Source organism: Actinoplanes couchii (genome assembly GCF_016862075.1).
GTDB lineage: Bacteria > Actinomycetota > Actinomycetes > Mycobacteriales > Micromonosporaceae > Actinoplanes > Actinoplanes couchii.
Map to the genome: position 1 here is coordinate 345,587 of NZ_BOMG01000042.1, position 16,954 is coordinate 362,540.

Annotated in this window: 12 protein-coding genes; 3 read left to right on the forward strand and 9 right to left on the reverse strand. The window is 67.3% G+C overall.

The annotated features are described in order from the left end of the window. Positions 1 to 40: 40 nt before the first annotated feature. From Aco03nite_RS16235 to Aco03nite_RS16245, 3 genes are all read right to left on the reverse strand, one after another. Complete coding sequence (locus tag Aco03nite_RS16235) at positions 41 to 235, reverse strand: ferredoxin (protein WP_203796001.1); 195 nt, start codon at positions 233 to 235, stop codon at positions 41 to 43. Positions 236 to 260: 25 nt separating this feature from the next. Further along, positions 261 to 1,466 carry a cytochrome P450 gene (locus Aco03nite_RS16240; protein WP_203796003.1) on the reverse strand — a complete coding sequence of 402 codons (1,206 nt, stop codon included), beginning with the start codon at positions 1,464 to 1,466 and terminating at the stop codon, positions 261 to 263. A gap of 105 nt (positions 1,467 to 1,571) precedes the next feature. Further along, complete coding sequence (locus Aco03nite_RS16245) at positions 1,572 to 2,213, reverse strand: TetR/AcrR family transcriptional regulator (protein ID WP_203796005.1); 642 nt, start codon at positions 2,211 to 2,213, stop codon at positions 1,572 to 1,574. A 144-nt stretch (positions 2,214 to 2,357) separates the two neighbouring features. Here Aco03nite_RS16245 and Aco03nite_RS16250 point away from each other — a divergent pair, with 144 nt between their 5' ends. Further along, positions 2,358 to 3,782 carry an MFS transporter gene (locus Aco03nite_RS16250; RefSeq protein WP_203796007.1) on the forward strand — a complete coding sequence of 475 codons (1,425 nt, stop codon included), beginning with the start codon at positions 2,358 to 2,360 and terminating at the stop codon, positions 3,780 to 3,782. A gap of 125 nt (positions 3,783 to 3,907) precedes the next feature. Here Aco03nite_RS16250 and Aco03nite_RS16255 read toward each other — a convergent pair whose 3' ends face one another. After that, positions 3,908 to 6,358 carry a tetratricopeptide repeat protein gene (locus Aco03nite_RS16255; RefSeq protein WP_203796009.1) on the reverse strand — a complete coding sequence of 817 codons (2,451 nt, stop codon included), beginning with the start codon at positions 6,356 to 6,358 and terminating at the stop codon, positions 3,908 to 3,910. 143 nt (positions 6,359 to 6,501) lie between these two features. Between Aco03nite_RS16255 and Aco03nite_RS16260 the strand changes: the two genes are divergently transcribed. Then, positions 6,502 to 6,672: a hypothetical protein gene (locus Aco03nite_RS16260; protein ID WP_203796011.1), complete on the forward strand. Its 171-nt coding sequence runs from the start codon at positions 6,502 to 6,504 to the stop codon at positions 6,670 to 6,672. A 194-nt stretch (positions 6,673 to 6,866) separates the two neighbouring features. Here the strand turns inward: Aco03nite_RS16260 and Aco03nite_RS16265 are convergent, their stop codons facing one another. Further along, positions 6,867 to 8,906: an ATP-binding protein gene (locus Aco03nite_RS16265; RefSeq protein WP_203796013.1), complete on the reverse strand. Its 2,040-nt coding sequence runs from the start codon at positions 8,904 to 8,906 to the stop codon at positions 6,867 to 6,869. A gap of 76 nt (positions 8,907 to 8,982) precedes the next feature. Here Aco03nite_RS16265 and Aco03nite_RS16270 point away from each other — a divergent pair, with 76 nt between their 5' ends. Next, entirely contained in the window at positions 8,983 to 9,849 is an 867-nt protein-coding gene (locus Aco03nite_RS16270) for a cyclase family protein (protein WP_203796014.1), read from the forward strand. On the opposite strand, the gene Aco03nite_RS16275 is transcribed toward Aco03nite_RS16270, so the two are convergent. The 4 genes from Aco03nite_RS16275 to Aco03nite_RS16290 are packed head-to-tail and all read right to left on the reverse strand — an operon-like array spanning position 9,846 to position 16,929. Beyond that, positions 9,846 to 11,432, reverse strand: coding sequence for a phospholipase D-like domain-containing protein (locus tag Aco03nite_RS16275; RefSeq protein ID WP_203796016.1), 1,587 nt, complete (start codon positions 11,430 to 11,432; stop codon positions 9,846 to 9,848). The two genes, Aco03nite_RS16270 and Aco03nite_RS16275, sit on opposite strands and share 4 nt — an antisense overlap. 55 nt (positions 11,433 to 11,487) lie before the next feature. Beyond that, positions 11,488 to 14,430 (reverse strand): Z1 domain-containing protein, encoded by a 2,943-nt coding sequence (locus tag Aco03nite_RS16280; protein ID WP_203796018.1) that lies wholly within the window; start codon positions 14,428 to 14,430, stop codon positions 11,488 to 11,490. Next, positions 14,423 to 15,406, reverse strand: a complete 984-nt coding sequence (locus tag Aco03nite_RS16285) for a PD-(D/E)XK motif protein (RefSeq protein WP_203796019.1) — start codon at positions 15,404 to 15,406, stop codon at positions 14,423 to 14,425. Before Aco03nite_RS16285 ends, Aco03nite_RS16280 begins: the two co-directional genes overlap by 8 nt. Next, on the reverse strand, positions 15,403 to 16,929 hold the full coding sequence (locus Aco03nite_RS16290) for an ATP-binding protein (protein ID WP_203796021.1): 1,527 nt from the start codon (positions 16,927 to 16,929) through the stop codon (positions 15,403 to 15,405). Before Aco03nite_RS16290 ends, Aco03nite_RS16285 begins: the two co-directional genes overlap by 4 nt. Positions 16,930 to 16,954: the final 25 nt, after the last annotated feature.

Genomic DNA, 16,954 nt, shown 5'->3' on the forward strand with positions numbered 1-16,954 from the left:
TTCCGCGATCACCGGGATGCCCGATCGTCCGGCCAGGTGGTCAGTCCTCCACGGTGATGGCCAGGGCCGGGCAGACGGCGGCTGCCTGGTGCACGTCGTCGGACAGGTCGGCCGGGGGAGTGGGGTCCAGCAGGACGACCACGCCGTCCTCGTCGCGTTGGTCGAAGACGTCCATGGCGGCCATCACGCACGAACCGGCGGAAACACACTTGTCCTGGTCGATCGTCACCTTCATGATCTCTGTTCCTCGGGTTGCCGGGTCACCAGGTGACCGGGAGACGGTAGACGCCGTAGATGAAGCCGTCGTGCTTGAACGGGATGTCGTCCAGGTCCGCGGCCCGGGCCAGGGTCGGCAGCCGGCGCAGCAGGGCCGGATACGCCTCCTGCAGTTCCATTCTGGCCAGCGACTGGCCGACACACTGGTGGATGCCGTACCCGAAGGTGACGTGTGCGCGGGCGTCGCGGCGCAGGTCGAGGCTGTCCGGGTCGGGGAAGACGGACGGGTCGCGGTTGGCGGTCTCGTTCACCACCACGATGCCCTCACCGGCGCGGATCGTCTCGCCGCCGAGTTCGATGTCCGCCAGGGCGACCCGGCGCAGCCCGCCGTGGGTGATGGTGAGGTAACGCAGCAGCTCGTCGACGGCCCCGGCGATCACCTTGGGGTCGTCGGAGTCGCGCAGCAGCGCCGCCTGTTCGGGGTGTTCGAGCAGGGCCAGGGTGCCGAGCGCGATCATGTTGGCGGTGGTCTCGTGCCCGGCGAAGAGCATCAGGACACCCATGCCGACGGCTTCGGCGCGGGTCAGTTCACCGGCGGTGACCCGGGCGGCCAGGGCGCTGAGCATGTCGTCGGCGGGCGCGGCGAGTTTCTGGCCGAGCAGCCCGTCGAGGTAGCCGGCGAGTGCCTGCCCGGCGGCGCCGCGCTGTTCGCCGGTGGAGTTGCGATTGATGATGATGCGGCTGTTGGCCTGGAAGAACTCGTGGTCACCATAGGGGACACCGAGCAGTTCCGAGATCACCAGCGACGGTACGGGTAACGCGAACGCCTCGACCAGATCCGCCGGGTTCGGGCCGGCGACCAGCTCGTCCAGCCGGCTCTCGATGATCCGCCGGGTGGGCGCGCGCAGGGCCTCGACCCGTTTGACGGTGAACGCCCCGGTGGCCATCCGCCGCAGCCGGGCGTGTTCGGGGTCGTCGAGCAGGATGAAACTGGGCGCGGCGTGCGAGGTGGACTGTGCCTCGCCGGGGTTGAGGCGCGGGGTGCCGTTGGCCGGCTGGATGCTGACCCGCTGGTCGGACAGGATCTGCCGGTGCTCGGCGTGCCCGGTGACCAGCCACGGGGTGCTGCCGTCCCACAGTCGGGTCCGGCTCACCGCCGCCTGACGGGACTGTTCCCGCATGGCGGGCGCCGGGTCGAACGGGCAGCCGGGGGAGCGGGCGATGTCGTACGCGGCAATCGGGGTCGTCATGGTTCTCCTGACGTGGAAGGAGTCGTCGACGCTGCTGGCGAGCCCCCGTTCTGTCCGTTACGGCAAGTGCTGTCCGATATGGCGAACGTAAATCAAGTGATTGATTTAATCAAGCATCGTCACCGGCGCCCGGAGCAGACCCACCACGGCGTCCAGGAGAAGCTCGGTGATCTGCTCCCAGGACACGCCGAGAGTCGCATTGCCGTCGGCCAGCGCCCGCTCCCGGTCGATCACCGTCGTCGCCACCAGGTGCCGGGTCATCTCGGTACGCGCGGCCAGCACGCCGTCCGGTAGTTCCGGCAGGCAGCGGGCCAGATTCACCTGCAGACTCGCCAGGTCGGGGGTGGCCTCGACCGACTCCTCGGTGAGGATCGCCGCCAGGGTCGGATCGGCGCGCACCTGGGCGGTGAACCGCGCGTACCAGGTCGGGTTGCCGAGTGCGTCCAGGTGCTCGGTCAGCGGCCGGACCAGGCAGGCGACCCAGGCGCGCAGGTCGTCGGAGCCCTGCGCCTCGGTCATCAGCCGCTGGCGGATGCGGCCGATCGGCTCGGTGTGCCGGCGGATGATCACGCGTACCAGATCGGCCTTTGTTCCGAAGTGGTAGGAGACCGCGGCGATGTTGCCCTGCCCGGCGGCCTGGGCGATGTCCCGGTTGCCGACCGCGTGCACCCCGCGCTCGGCGAACAGCCGTTCCGCGGCGGTGAGCAGCGCCTCCCGTGTGGCGATGACCTGTTCCGCCCTCTTCACCGTGTGTCCACCCGTTCGTCGTGCCTGTCATCGAGTCAGGAAAGCCTAGTGATCGACATGATGTGACCTGCCTCGCCTTGCCGGTAGGGCCGACCTATCCATATCTTAATTCAACTGATTGATTTAAAATGCGGGGGTACGTCCTTGAGAACCAGCACCGACACGAGGCCGCCGACGGTCGTCAAACGCCCCGACCTCGTCGTCGCGATCCTGGCGTTCGCCGGCATCGTCGTCGCGGTCATGCAGACCGTGGTCATCCCGATCGTCCCCGAACTGCCCCGGCTGCTGAACGCCGAAGCCGCCGACACCGCCTGGGCGATCACCGCCACTCTGCTGGCCGCCGCCGTCGCCACCCCGGTCGTCGGCCGGCTCGGCGACATGTACGGCAAACGCCGCATGCTCCTGCTCAGCCTCGCCCTGATGCTGGCCGGCTCGCTGGTCTGCGCGGTCAGCTACTCGCTGGTCCCGTTCATCGCCGGCCGTGTCCTGCAGGGCCTCGCCGCCGGAGTCATCCCGCTCGGCATCAGCATCATGCGCGACGAGTTGCCCGCCGAACGTCTCGGCGCCGCCACCGCCCTGATGAGCGCCTCTCTCGGCGTCGGCGGCGCGGTAGGCCTGCCGCTGGCCGCGTTCGTTGCCGAGAACGTCGACTGGCACGCCCTGTTCTGGGCCTCTGCCGTGCTCGGTGCGATCGCCGTGACCCTGGTGTCGACCCTGGTCCCGGAGTCGTCCCGGCGCACCGGCGGCCACTTCGACCTGATCGGCGCCATCGGCCTGTCCGCGGCGCTGACCAGCATGCTGCTCGCCGTCTCCAAGGGCGCCACCTGGGGCTGGGGCAGCGGCCTGACCATCGGCCTGTTCACCGCCGCCGCGGTGATCTTCCTGCTCTGGGGCTTCTACGAGCTGCGCAGCGGCAACCCGCTGGTGGATCTGCGGACCACCGCCCGCCCACAGGTGCTGTTCACCAACCTGGCCGCGCTGGCCCTGGGCGTGTCGATGTTCGCCGCCCAGTTGATCGTCCCGCAGTTGGTGCAACTACCTGCCGAGACCGGGTACGGGTTGGGCCGCTCGCTGCTCACCGTGGGCCTCGTCCTGGCCCCGCAGGGCTTGGTCGTGATGGTGATCGCCCCACTGTCGGCCCGGGTGTCCGCGGCCTTCGGCCCGAAGACCACCCTGATGATCGGCGCGGCCGTGGTGGCCGCGGGTTACAGCCTGAACCTGGTGCTGATGAGCGAGCTCTGGCACCTCGTCCTGGTCACCTGCATCATCGGGGCCGGCATCGGTTTCGCGTACGGCGCGCTGCCCCTGCTGGTGATGGCCGGCGTCCCGGTCACCGAGACCGCCGCGGCCAACGCCCTCAACACGCTGGTCCGCTCGATCGGCGGCTCGATCGCCAGCGCGGTGGCCGGCGTGGTCCTGGCCCAGATGACCATGACCCTGGGCGGACACGCCCTACCCACCGAGAACGCCTTCCGAATCCTGATGGCCCTCGGCGCCGGAGCCGCCCTGCTCACCCTCCTGTTCACCGCTTTCCTGCCCCGCAGTCGGGCCAAGCGAGCCGCCCACTGACACCACACCCGGACGGCTGGCCAGATCGGGAACTTCACACCGGTCGTGCCGACATTGAGCGGTACGACCGGGACAGTCATGGTTTCCGTCTTCTCATTCAGCGCCGTCCGTTCGTTGCCAGCCATCTACATCAGGAAGTCCCAGGATTCCGTCAGGGAGTCCCACGGTTCCGCCGGGAACCCGCCGGCGTCGAGACCGTACTTCCGGATCTTGGCGGCGCTGACGCTGTCCCCGCCCCGTTCGCTCAGCCGAGCCAGATTGACGACGGCGTTGAGGTTGCCTCGATTGGCTGCCTCGCGGTAAAGGTGGGCAGCGCCGTCCAGGTCATCGGTAAGTTCCCGTCGTCGGGCCAACTGGCTCAACACGATCGGGTTCCCGCAGTCGGCGGCTTCGCGGGCTAGATCGACGGCATCCTGCAGGTCGCCGTGCTGCTCGATCTGCAGGGCGAGAGTGCCGAGGATGCCGGTGTGGCCACGTTCCGCGGCTTGCCGGGCGGCCGAGATCGCGGCTTCGAGGTCGCCGGCTCGCCGATCCTCGTCTATCTGTTTGATCAATATGCTGATGGCGGTTCTGTCGGCGGCCTGTCTGCGAAGCCGCGCGCCTTGGATGACGCCGATGTCCTGTACGGCAGCGGCCCGGGAACGGTCGATAGCCCGGGGGTTGAGGTCGGGTGCGCGATCGAGGTCGCCGGCACGTTCGCCCCGCTGGGCGGAGGTGCGACGGGTCGCAAGGTCGGATTCCGCGGCGGCACGGTCGAGGCGGACCGCAGTGTCTGAGTCGCCCGTCTCCGCGCTGAGTCGGGCCAGGGCGTACAGGGCTTGCGGGTCGCTACGGTCGGCGGCCTGGCGATAGAGCGAAGTGGCGTGCTGGAAGTCACCAGTTCGCTCCTGTGTGAAAGCCAGGAGATTGAGTGCATCGGTATTGCCGCGTGCGGCCGCGTACCGGCAGAGTTCCGCCGCGCTGTGTGGCGCGTCTGCCTGCCGTAGTAGCCGGAACAGCGCTCGGAAGGCTCCGAGGTTTCCCGTGCGGACGCTGGCACGGTAGAGGCTGAAGGCATTCTGGTACCGCCCTCTTTGTTCGGCCGCCCAGCCCAGGACCTGCAATGCGGTGGCGTCGCCGATCGTCGCGGATGCGGCTTGCCAGAAAGACAGGGGTGGATAACACCTGGCGCGAAGCTTGATGCCGGTCTGCTCGATGTAGTCGGCCAGCCGATACATCAGTTCGCCAGGAAGTTCGGGTTCGCCGGGGCGAGGTCTTACTAGGGTCAACAGCCCCCGGGTGCCGTTGCAAGCCTCGGCAGCATACGTCAGTGCGTGTTCGAGCCATGCGGGCCTGAGTTGGTCCCACTCGTCGTCGTCGAGGTAGCCCACGGCTGCAGTTTGCAGCAGCGTGTGAGGAATCACCGGAAGGAAGCCGAGCCTGCGGGTGTCGATCGCGACGTCCAGCAGGGCCCGGACGGCCGGCGGCGCCTTCTGATACCGATCGAGCAGCTGAGGCGCTCCGGCCAGGTATTGAGTGATCCGACCGCACGTAGCGTGAATACCGGCATGACGTAGGCGCGGGTCGTCGTGCTTGTTCAGGTCCTCCAGGTCGGTTGTTGTGAAGGCCCCAGGGACGTCGATGTCGGTGCCGTCGAGCAGCTCCCGGGCCTGCCCGTGCGGATCGGCGAGTCCGTCCTCGACCGGCCGCGTCCTCAACATCGTCCAATGCTCCGGCCACATCGTCGCCAGAATCAGTATCGGACTCCGTAACCGATCGGTGAGCAACGTGCGCAGGCCGGCCGTGACCCGTTCGCCGAGACGATGGTCTGACGGCGCAAGGTAGAGTTGAGCCTCATTCAACCAGACGATGCAGTACGCGCCGACCTCGCTCATCTGCTCCGCGGCTGCCTCGGACCGGCTCGGATCGTACGGATGCCAGACCCGCCAACGGCCGGGCTGCTGCCGTTCGATGTATTGCACCAGTTCCCAACAGGCCCGGGTCTTGCCCGTCGAAGAACTGCCCACCATGGTGATCATCTGGCTGGAACCGTTGAGCGCTTGATCGGCGATGGCACGCATCTGCCGATCATGGGGGCGTTCGACGTAGCCGGGCAGAGGCGGCAGCCGGCTCCGGCCGGCGGAGGCGTCGATTACCCGGTGTACCTCGAGAGTGAACGGATCACACGTGCTGATGGGCCACCCGAGCCGCGTTGGTGCGTCATCGGGGAATGTCGATGGTGTGGGTGCGGCTGCCAGCCAGGCAGCAACCCACAGCTCGCGGACTCTGGCCGACACGGAAGCGGTGTCCGTCCGGCCCGCCTCTCGGGCCAACGCGATCGCGATCGTGATGCAGTCTCGTTTCGTCGCCAATGAATCACCACTGATGACTTTGCCGATCACGTCCTTCTTCGGCGCTGCCAGAAGGCTGTCATCGGCGGCGATCGCGTTGGCGAGCTCGTCCAGGCGGGGGCAGTCGGCCTCGGCGTAGAGGTGATAGATCACGTCACGGAGTTCACGGCTCGGTCCGGCGGCCAGCGCAATACGTTCCACCGGGCGGCTGCTCGACGGAAGTGGTCTGTTCTCGTCGGTACTCATCCTGTAGTCAAGCATCGCTCAGGGTGTTGATATAGACACTCATCGGCACTGATCGGGTTTGAGTTTCAGCCTCCGGCACCGGCCTCATGGTGAGTTCGAGCCGGTCGGCTCGTATCCGTCTCCGTGGTGAAGGGGCGAACGCCATGATCCAGAACCTTCAGGTCGATGACGTCGACAATTCGAAGAGCCGAAGCCGTGTCGGTTACCGACTCTTCGCGATGACGAACCGGATCGCTCTCGCGGCAGTCACCGGCTTGGCGTCAGGCCTGATGCGTGCCGCGGTCGACTGGCTACTTCAGGTGCTGGGCTCCTGAGCATGGTTGAGCCCGAGCGGCGACGCTTCGCATGGTGGCGGCGTCGCAACGAGAGCATGCCGACGCTCGCCCTTTTCGACGGTGCTGCTGGCATGCCGAAGGCAGAGTCGACGCATCCGTCATGCTCATCAACAAACCGTGGGACACCGCAGCCGGTGTGATCGTCGTCGGTGACGACCTTCTCCTCGCGATCCTCAATCTTGTGGGCGGTGATGGACACTGAGTCGTTCCTGGTCCCACAGCCAGGAGGCGATCCGGGTGACGGCCTTGTCGCGGTGGCGGCGGTAGGTGTTGAAGGACAGATGCAGGGTGGCGGCGACCCGTTCCTGGGTGGCCGCCGGGCGCAGGAACGTGCGCTCGACCAGTTCGTGCAGCTCCGGGGAGAGCGTCGCCGCGGCCTCGCCGAGCAACTCCCGCAACGCCTCGGCCGGGGTGGTGCCGGACCGCTGCCGGACCAGGCGGGACCGGGTCAGCGGGTTGTGGCGCAGAACCTCCGGGGCGTGCAGGTCGCGTAGCGCCGACCGGACCGCGGCGGCGAAATCACTTTCGGACAGGATCGGCTCGCCGTGATCAGCGTTGGCGGGGCGGACCGGGGCGCCGAGCTGCCGGGCGTGCAACAGGGCCACCATCTCGGCGAAACCGGTGCGGCGCCAGTCGTGGGCGAACACCGGATACGTCACCCCGCCGACCTCGTAGTCGCCGGCCGTCCAGAAGTCCAGCAGTTCCATCACCGGGGTCCACAGTTCCGCGTCCTGGAACGCGCCGACCAGCGTCCACGCCGTGTCGTCGTCGATCAGCATGATGTCCAGCATCTGGCAGGCCATGAACAACGTCAGTGACGGCGACGGGCCCTGCCCGCACTCGGCGTCGACGAAAAAACGCCATGCCCGCACCCGCTCGCCCGGCCGCGGTGGACCGTTTTTGGACGCGTACCCGAAAAGGGTGTCGGCTCCTGGATCCACCCCCAGATCACTTTCGGTCAGGTCGAGGCGGGCGGCGAAGCCCCGCACCGCACCGTCGGCGGTCCGGAAGACCCGGAAACCCTGCGGGCGGCGATCCAGCCAGTACGCGCACAGCTCGGCCTGCCGGTCGCCCTGCCATCGGCGGGTCATGCCGACGATCGCGGCCCGGTCGCCGTCGGCCGGGCGGTCCGGCCAGATGCCCATCACCGGTGGCAGCGAGCGCAGCGCGGTCAACGGCGACCGCGCCCCGTTGAGAACGACCGCCAGCACCACCAGCTGCATCCGGTCCTGTTCGCCGGGGGTGGCCAGGATCCGGTCCCGCACCGCGTGGAGTTTGCGCCGGTACAGCTCGGCGAACCGGTCCGGATCCCGCCAGCGCAGATCGGCGTTGAGGGCGTCGCGGACCACGTCGTGCGGGTACAGCCCGTACGGGCTCTCGTCGACGAACGGCCGCGCCCGCAACCAGGCGAAAACGTCCCCGGCGTCCCCGCCGACCACCGGGCGCAGCAGATCCTCGGTGGTCACCGGCATCTGCGCGCACATCTCCAGAGCGGCCCGGTGCCGTGGGCTCGGCGCTTCGTCGATCATCCGGCCGAGCAGCACACCCACCACATCGGGCAGATCACCCAGCGTGTCCGGGACAGTGCCGCGCCGGACCGCGTCGACGATCATCGACAGGGTCAGCGGGTGACCGCGACTGATCATCAGCAGCCGCTCGTGCGCCGTCGCCGGCACACCCTGCGCGCCCAGGTAGGCCCGGCCGTCGTCGTCCGGCAGGTTGCCCAGCGTCACCACCCGGGTCAGCGCCCGCCAGGCCGGATCGGCACGCCAGGCCGGTCCCGGCGGTTGCCGCCCGGCGATCACCACCAGGCAGTCGCCCGGCAGCGACGGCAGATACTGCTCGCGGATCCAGTCGTCGACCGGTTCCAGCAGTTCATAGGTGTCGATCAGCAGCACCCCGGCGGCCGGCGTCGGCAGCATCTGCGGCACGTGGGCCAGATGCCGGGCATCGGCCCGGGTCACGTCCGCGCCCTGCTCGGCGGCGACCTCGGCGAACACGTCGAGCAGCGCGCTCTTGCCGACCCCGCCCGGCCCGTGCACGAACAGCACCCCGGCCTCACCGGGCTTGTGCGACAGCATCCCGGGCGCGCCAGGGTTGTGTAACCGCGCCCCGGGCGCGCCGAGTGCCGCCCGGAACATCGCGACCTCAGCCGCGCGCCCGGTGAACGAACGCCGCCGGATCGCGCGCAGTGTCTCCCGAAGCGATGTCACGCCCGAACCCTAATGGGCACCGGATGGGCACCGCGTGGGCTGTCCACCGGGCCGTACCGCGACGACCATCCATGGCATGACAGATTTTCCGGACAACTGGGGCCGCTGGGGCGACACCGACCAGCTCGGCGCGGTCAACCTGATCACCGACGAGGCACGGGCCCGCGGGGCCGCCGAGGCGCGTACCGGGTGGACGGTGTCGCTGGCCCGGGTCACCACACCGTTTCCGCTGACCGGCGGCCCGATGGCGCAGGCCACCGCGCCGACCACCGCCGTACAGACGATCATGCAGTTCACCGGGTTCGGCGCGCCTGCGATGGGCGAGGTGATGGTGATGACCACCCACCATCCGGAGGTGACCCATCTGGACGGTCTCGGCCACTGGGTCGAGGGCGGCCGGGTCTACCCCGGGGTCGACGTCGCGGACAGTTCCGGCCCGACCGGGGTCCGGCACGGCGCCGCCGACGTCTACGGCAACGGCATCCTCACTCGCGGCGTGCTGCTCGACCTGGTACCCGGCGGCCGCCTCGCCCCGGCAACAGCAGTGACCGGAAACGATCTGGACGAGGCGGCGGCCCGCGCCGGGATCGAGGTACTGCCCGGTGACGCGCTGACGGTGCGCGGCGGCTGGGACCGGGCGACCGCGGAACCACCGCTGCCCGGCATGACCGCGAGCGCCGTCCAATGGATGCACGACAAAGGCATCTCCGTGTACGCCGGTGACGTCGGCGACGCGATGCCACCCCTGCCGGGGGAGTTCCCGGGCGCCCTGCACCGGCTCGGCCTGGGCAAACTGGCGATCCCGCTGATCGACGCCCCGGCGCTGGAGGACCTGGCCGCCACCTGCGAGCGACTGGACCGCTGGACGTTCCAGTTCGTGCTGGCGGCGCCCCGGATCGCCGGCACCACCGGCCTGCCAGTCAATCCACTCGCGGTCTTCTAACGACGTTCCCGGCGCAGTACGGCGGGGGAGTAGCGGGCCGGGGTCAGCGCCCACTCCTCCGGGGCGAAACCCGCCGGCAGATCCGGTCGTCGCCAGGTCTCCGGCGGGTGCCCGGGCGGCAGCCACTCACGCCGCCAGATGCCCAGGGCGAGATCCAGATCGGTCAGGGCCGGGGTGAGCCGCTCGTCCAGGGTGGTACGCAGATGCTCGGCCCACAACCGGACCCGCAGGTCACGGACCAGATCGCCGGTGGTGACGACGGTGGAGGTGATCTCGCTGTCGGTGCCGGCCATCGAGCGGCTGAAGAAGTTGGCCGAGCCGATGCAGGCGAACACGTCGTCGACCAGCATCAGCTTGGTGTGCACGGTCAGGTTGTCGACCCGGTACATCACCACGTTGCGGCGGGCGCCGGCCGGCAGCTTGTCCAGCACCCGGCGCCGCAGATCGTGCGTGACGACCGGACGTACCGCGCTGTCCCCGCCGTCAGCCGGATCCCGGCGACCGGAACCGACCAGGATCACCTTGACCCCGCGACAGGCCGCGGCTCGCAGGGCGCCGTACAGCTGGAACCGGGGGTCGCCGCCCGGGGCCTCGTGGAAGTACTGATCCTCGAGGTAGATGTAGCGTTCGGCGGCCCCGATCGCGGTGGCCATCGCGTGGTAGATCTCCTGGATACCGGCCCGAACCACGTTCGCCCGGCGCATCCGGCGCAGCCCCGGATGCCGGTAGAGCATCCACGGCCGGTACGACCGGACCACCTGCACCGCGATTTCTGCCACGGGGTGCTCAGGTTGTTCCGGCACCGATGGCAGGTCCCGCGGCGCGTCCAGTGGGTTGATTACCGCACGCTCACCGCCGGACAGGTTCCGGGTGACGATCCGGGGCGGCAGCGCGGCGGTGTTCTGCCACCGGAACCGGAACGTCTCCCAGACCCGCACGGCGGCTGGCCCGTGCAACCGAGCCGCCGCATCATGCCACCCCCACCGGTGAAACCCGAGCCGCAGCCGCCGATGCGGAGAGTGGTCAAAACGAGAAGGCGAAAGATCCAGTCCGCCGACGTACGCGGTGAGCACCCCACCGTGGCGGAACACGACGAGCTTCTGGTGATTGGACCCGATCACCGGCCCCGACCAGTCCAGCAGCACCCGGTCAGCAAGCGGAGATCCGGCGGAGTCCCGGGTGGAGGGTTGCCAGGCGCGCAGGACACGAGCTGCAAGACTGTTGGCCCGAAACGGCCCGAACGGCAGCCAGGGAACCCCGCCGGAGATCTCCGCAGCGCTCAGCACGATCCGAACGTCAGCACCGTCCGCGGCTTTCTCGGCGAGCACGTCGGTGAACGGCCGATACCCGTCCTCCCCGGCGATCCGCCCACTGAGGTCAAGGTGCGGATCGGCTTGATACCCGGCGATGTAGACGGCGTCCCCGGGCTGAAGCGCCGCAATGTGCCCGGCAAGCTCGGTGAAGTAGGTGACCCCGTCGATGATCGGCTCGAACCGGGAGTTCCCGACAAACGTAGGACACGCCTCGGTGGCAGGCGGCAGATAACGCCCGATCAGTTCCCCCAGCAACGAACCATGCGGCATCCGCTGATCAAACCATCGCCCGCCTTGAGAGTCGCTACCGATACCGCAGCAGCCTTCAGTTCTTCTTGGCCGGCTTATCTACCGTGGCCTCCCCGGCCTTGCCCTTGACCGTCCACTCGATGAAGGGCTTGCCGTCGGGTGTGGCGGTAATCGGTGCGACCAGTGAGGTCAGGACGACGATATCGGCGGGATCGAGGATGCCGGTGTGAGCGGCTTCCACCGGCTCGGTGGTTACATAGACCAGGAGAGCGCCGCGGTGGCCGCGAGGGTGACGCCACTGGTTGGCAGCGGGGTCATCGATCCTGGTGTCTTTGCCGGAGATGCGTTCCAGTGCATCGCGGTGTTTCGGGTCGCTACCGGGAAAGTCGTAGCGGGTCAAGCGGCGTTTGCGGGTGATGATCTGCCGTTCACCGAGGTCCGGGAGTTGACAGTTCACGCCATTGGTCAGGATCGGCCAGACCACCAGCATGTCTTCGATCTGCCCTCGTTTGACTTTGTCACGGTAGAAGTTGATGACGGGATCGACAACCTCGTGGGCGTCGGTATGCCAGCACAACGCCGTCAGAGCATTAATGAAGGTGTCACCGTCGACTATCCCGACTCGTGCCGTGAAGTACGACCGGTGCTCTAGCTCGTGTCGGCTTCGAGCCGACACGAACTTCGCTTCCGTTTGCGCGGCGGTGAGGATCGGGAGCAACGCATCGTAGTTTGCTCGACGGCCGGGTTCCTTGTCTGCCGGGCCGTAATAGTCCTTGAGACGGCCGGAGTCGCCCATCGTGTTGACGACTGCGTTGAACATCTTGTTCGGGGCGGTGGGTCGAAGATACGGAAGGTGCTGGCTGACGATCGGCGGTACCTGCCACGGTTCGAGGATGTCCTCATATTCGCGGAGTCTCTCGCGGAAGGCCATCTCGTCCCGCATGAGTCCCTCGAACGCCTCGTACAGGTCCATGCGCTGTTTAGCATCGGCAGGGTCGCGCCGGATGAACAACCTGACCAGATCGCGGTAGCCGGGGCGGAAGCCGAACCAACGGCCCGCCTGCATCATGGTGTCGCCTTGTAGTGCCTTGCGGGTATAGAAGGAGACAGTCAGTCCCTCGACGGTGAAGCCACGGCTGAGTTTCGCTCCGCCGATTAGGATCCGCCATACTTTGTCCCGGTCGAAGTCGAGCGCGTACTGCTCGGCCTCGGCGTCGCTGTTCACGACTATTACCGCGTCACCCACCGTGGTGATCCGGCGAAGTGCCTCCCCGAGCGGTTCGATCAGGTCCTCGAAGGAGTCCGGGACTGGGTAATCGCCGGCCCGCGCCCGGCAAACGGGTTCGAAGTCCTTGTTCCATAGATGCTGCAGCCGGTCGAGTGCGTCCGGCGAGCTGAATGACGCCTCTTTCCACACCTCGCGTACCAGCTTGGCCATCTTGCTGTGATCCGCGGTCTTAGTTGCTTCGTGGATCATCATTGTGTGGTGGCGGAAGCGCACCGAGTGGTGCTGTTCGCGGTACACCTTGATGGCTCCGGACAGCAGAAACGAGTCGACTGCGTCGCGGATCTCTTGGCGGCGCTCGCCGTCGGAGCTCGTCGAGTCGTCGTCCGGCGGAGGTCCGACCCGCCGGATGTAAGCGAGCTCATTGGACGTGGCCGGGTCGGTCTTCTTGTCCTCGCTGTTCCAATCGACGTCGTGGAAATCGGCGGCACCCATGTAGTTCGCCGGGCGGTCGAGCGCGATGACGAAGTTCTTCGGGTAGATGTCGCTGGCGTCCTCGGGATCGACGAAGAAGTTGGCGAAGGGCGTAGCCGTGTACATCACGAGCTGGGCGCGAGGCAGACGGGCGAGGAGACCGGTGATGGCCTTGTTGATCGCTGTTCGCTCCGGGCTCTTCCTAGGGTTCTTGGTGTTGATCGAGGCCAGATCCGACTCGTCGTCGATGATCAGGGCGGGAAGTTCGTTGAGGCTCTGCTTGAGTGGCGCGAGGTCGTCGGCCAGCTTCTGCAGCACCTTGTCGTTCTTCTTCACCACGACGAGGCGTACGTCGGCGGTCTTCAGATTCGCCGGGTCGTAGAACGGCTTACCGGGATCGCTGCGGTGCAACTCCATGCTGGTCAGACCGTGTTTGAGTCGCATGTAGTCGTCATTGAGCAAGGTCAGCCGTTTGATGACTGGGTAGCCCTTGGTCTCGAAGTCTTCGCCGTGTTCCACGAAGTTCTTGTTGAGCCAGTCCTCGTCACCGGCGTAGTCGAAATCAGTCGACGCTTCGCTCTTGATGCCGCGGACCAGGTTCTCCCGGCCGACCAGCTCTCGGTCCAGGCGTCGCTGAGTCTGCGATCGCAGGAGTTCGATCGTTCCGGTCATCACGATGATGAGCCGGTAGCCGGCGTCGATCGCTTTGGCGATCACCCCGGTGAAGTTGGCGGTCTTGCCGCTCTGTACGTAACCCACGACCAGGCCCTTGCTCTGGTACTGATGCTCGGATGCCGGGTCCGAGATACGGCCGACCACGTCGGTCGTCGCCTGGTCGAGAGCGGCCACCGAGTCGGCCGACCAGCCCCGCTTGTGGAGCAGGTAGTCACGGTAGTGAGGCCAGTAGAACGACCACTGACTCCGCCGATCCTCGTCGTACCAGGAGTTCCATTTTTCGCTGATCACTGTCGGGCGCATGACCGAGACCGGTGCGATGTGGTCGAGCCGGTCCACCACGGGCTGTGAAAGGTCGAGCAGGTCGTACATGCGGCGGCGACGTTGTACGGTCCGGGGATCTGTCGTGGCCGGTTGATCCCAGGGCGGGTTCCTTGCGAAATCCCACTCGGCCAATGTGATCGCGAGTTCGCGTACGGCCTTGTTGTCCTGCTGATTGTGCGCGTCGAGGAAGTCGAACAGTTCCTCGGTGGTAAGCGGCGCATTCTGTCCCCGTAAGCCGTTCATAGCCCCGAGCAGGGGCATCGGCCCGGACATGCGAAGGCCGCCAACCGCGAACAGGAGAGCAGAGTTCAGGTCAGTCATGACTTCCTCCCATGATGAAGGCGTCCGCCGGCGGTGGTGGCGTTTCCGGAGTCAGGCTCGTCAAATCGACCGTGTAGGTCGCGCCGACGATCAGTTCGGGACGTGGGCAGGCGCTTTCGATCATCTGGCGGTTGAGTGACGGGAAATCGTCGGTCACCGAGTACGCGGCGGGAATGGTTCGCAGGCGCCAAGGCTCGCGGTAGAGGGGGCGGTCTCGCTCGCGCCAGCCCGCCATGCCGAGCGCCTGATCCAGGGAAGGAGCGGAGGGGCCCGCTGCGTCCTGCACGTCGTCGACCAACTGTGCCAGGCTACGGCCGCTGACGCTGGTTGCTGGGGTGAGTTGCACGGAGATCAACCACAACGGTGCGCCCGGAACGGGGGCGAGCTGGTCCAGGCCGCTGATGGTGTGCTTGCGGCGTTCGGTACGGGTGGTCTTGATCTCGCAGGTGAAATCGGCGAAGACGAAGTCGTGCTCGTTCGCGGCATACCCTTTCCATGCCTCGACGGCGGCAGCCGGACCGAGTTGCCGGATGCATGCCTCCAGGAAGATCATCTCGCCGTAGAGACCAGCCTGCTTCTCGGCGGACAGAGCGCCGACCCGTGCCAGCAACTCGCCGAGAGTGGACAGCGCGGCGTGTACGGCAGCCGGGAACGACAGGCCGTCCTGCTGGATCAGGTCGGCGATGTCGCTGACCAGGAGGTATGCCTCGTATTCGTTGTCGGTGTATCGCACCACGATCTCAGCCCAGGGTGTGCTGGCGTCGTCGACGATGCCGGTCCGGACGTTCTCGTACTGGCCGGTGTCGGGAGCGTCAGCGCCGTCATGCGGTGTGCGTAGCGCGATCTCGTGCAACAGCGGGTCGAACTCGATCCGGCACGCTGGCTCGCCGGGAATCGCGATGGTTGCCGGAACGCCGGTCAGGTAGTCGCCGAGCCCGTCGCGGGAGAGGTGCCGGTCGCGGGCCGTGACGGTCATCGGGATCCGTTGTCGCGGTACTGGGACTCGGCCCGGATGGCGGCGGATAGAACCGCCGACCACATCTCCAGGAGGTCCTTGTCCCGCGGCCCCCATACGCTGCCCTTGAAGTGGTCCTCGGTCAGCAGGAACATCAGCGTCTTCACCAGCGGCGCGTCGCTCATCCCGGTGTTCCCGCCGTTCAGTGCCGTCCGGTAGTGCTTGTTAAGGTTTATCACCCGCTCCACGCGGTCGAGTTCGAAGAACTTCTCTGTGGCCATCGCCTTCCAGCGGATCTCGACCGGCCCTTCCTCGGTGCGCAGCGGCACCTCGGCGCGGATGACGCGCCGGACGTCCTCGTGCAGGCCCTTGGACGGCTCGGCGATCGGCCGGCGGCGGTGGTGTCGGCGCCGGGACTCGGTGAGGACCGACTCGGCATGCGTCAGATAGTCGGTGAAGGTGGTCTGTTCGCCGTTATGAGCGGCTGCCGCGTGTACGAGGGCCGCCTGAAACTCGTGGGTGAACAGGACTCCACTCTTCTCCGGGTTTAGCCGGACCAGGTCGGATACTGCGGCAAAATCGTCGATCATCACCCGTGCCAGGGCGCGGTCCTTGCCGCTGGCGGTCACGTGGTTCCAGCCGCCCGCCTGAAGCAGACGATCATTGCGATAGAGGAAGAAGCCCTGGAACTCGGCGCCCTCCCGGCCGTAGAGACGAAACTCGGGACCGCTCAACTTCGGAGGGAGGATGTAGCAGGACAGTTCCACGGCACGTTGCCCGACAACGGCGGTCAACTTCCTCGGGTAACCGTCGACGGCGGTGGCACGATGCCCGAACGGGTCGATCGGTGTGATCGGCTCCGGGATGCCGGCCCGCCCCCGTAGGAGGTCGAACACTTCCAGATCGATCCGTAGTCGGCGATCGTCGAGCAATCGGTGGTAGACCAGGCCCAGGTGCAGGCGAAGGCGGGTCTTGGTCTCCTCCAACCAGTGGGTGAGCCCGGCGTGTGAGGTCTGCGGAAATCTGGTGTCGGTCCAGTGCACGAGGGTTCCGGTGGTGCCGCTGATGCGTTCCAGCAGCACATCGAGTTCGTGCCGGACCGTGCCGGGGGCGATCACGTCGCAGCCGTAGTCCCGCTGCACGTCGTTGCGGCGGAGCCTGCGGCAGTGTGTCTCCCCGGATGCCGGGCGGGTGGTCAGGGTCAGCGTGTCGGCGTGGCTGAACGACGCCGCCTTCAGTCCGATGCCGAAGTGACCCTGATCGCGGTCGCTGTATGCGCGTTGTCGGCCGAGGCGCATCGCCTCGTCCGCCTGCGGGCCGTCCAGCCCTTGGCCGTCATCGACGATACGCAGGCCGACGGGTTGCCCGTGGTCGGTGTCGAAGCGGACCAGAACCCGGCTTGCGCCCGCGTCGATGCTGTTGTCGATGAGGTCCGCGATGGCCGATTCCACGGTGTGGTGGGTGCCCAGGCTCTTCACGACACCGGGATCCGGCTCGAGGATCTTCCGTTCCAGGACATCGTCCCCGATGTGAATCGGACTCACGAAAAAGACTGTAGGTGCAGGCCCC

Bases quoted from the DNA above. Each gene is read 5' to 3' on its own strand.
- Aco03nite_RS16285 (WP_203796019.1), bottom strand. From the start codon at position 15,406: ATGACCGTCACGGCCCGCGACCGGCACCTCTCCCGCGACGGGCTCGGC.
- Aco03nite_RS16280 (WP_203796018.1), bottom strand. From the start codon at position 14,430: ATGACTGACCTGAACTCTGCTCTCCTGTTCGCGGTTGGCGGCCTTCGC.
- Aco03nite_RS16255 (WP_203796009.1), bottom strand. From the start codon at position 6,358: ATGAGTACCGACGAGAACAGACCACTTCCGTCGAGCAGCCGCCCGGTG.
- Aco03nite_RS16235 (WP_203796001.1), bottom strand. From the start codon at position 235: ATGAAGGTGACGATCGACCAGGACAAGTGTGTTTCCGCCGGTTCGTGC.
- Aco03nite_RS16240 (WP_203796003.1), bottom strand. From the start codon at position 1,466: ATGACGACCCCGATTGCCGCGTACGACATCGCCCGCTCCCCCGGCTGC.
- Aco03nite_RS16275 (WP_203796016.1), bottom strand. From the start codon at position 11,432: ATGCCGCATGGTTCGTTGCTGGGGGAACTGATCGGGCGTTATCTGCCG.
- Aco03nite_RS16270 (WP_203796014.1), top strand. From the start codon at position 8,983: ATGACAGATTTTCCGGACAACTGGGGCCGCTGGGGCGACACCGACCAG.
- Aco03nite_RS16260 (WP_203796011.1), top strand. From the start codon at position 6,502: ATGATCCAGAACCTTCAGGTCGATGACGTCGACAATTCGAAGAGCCGA.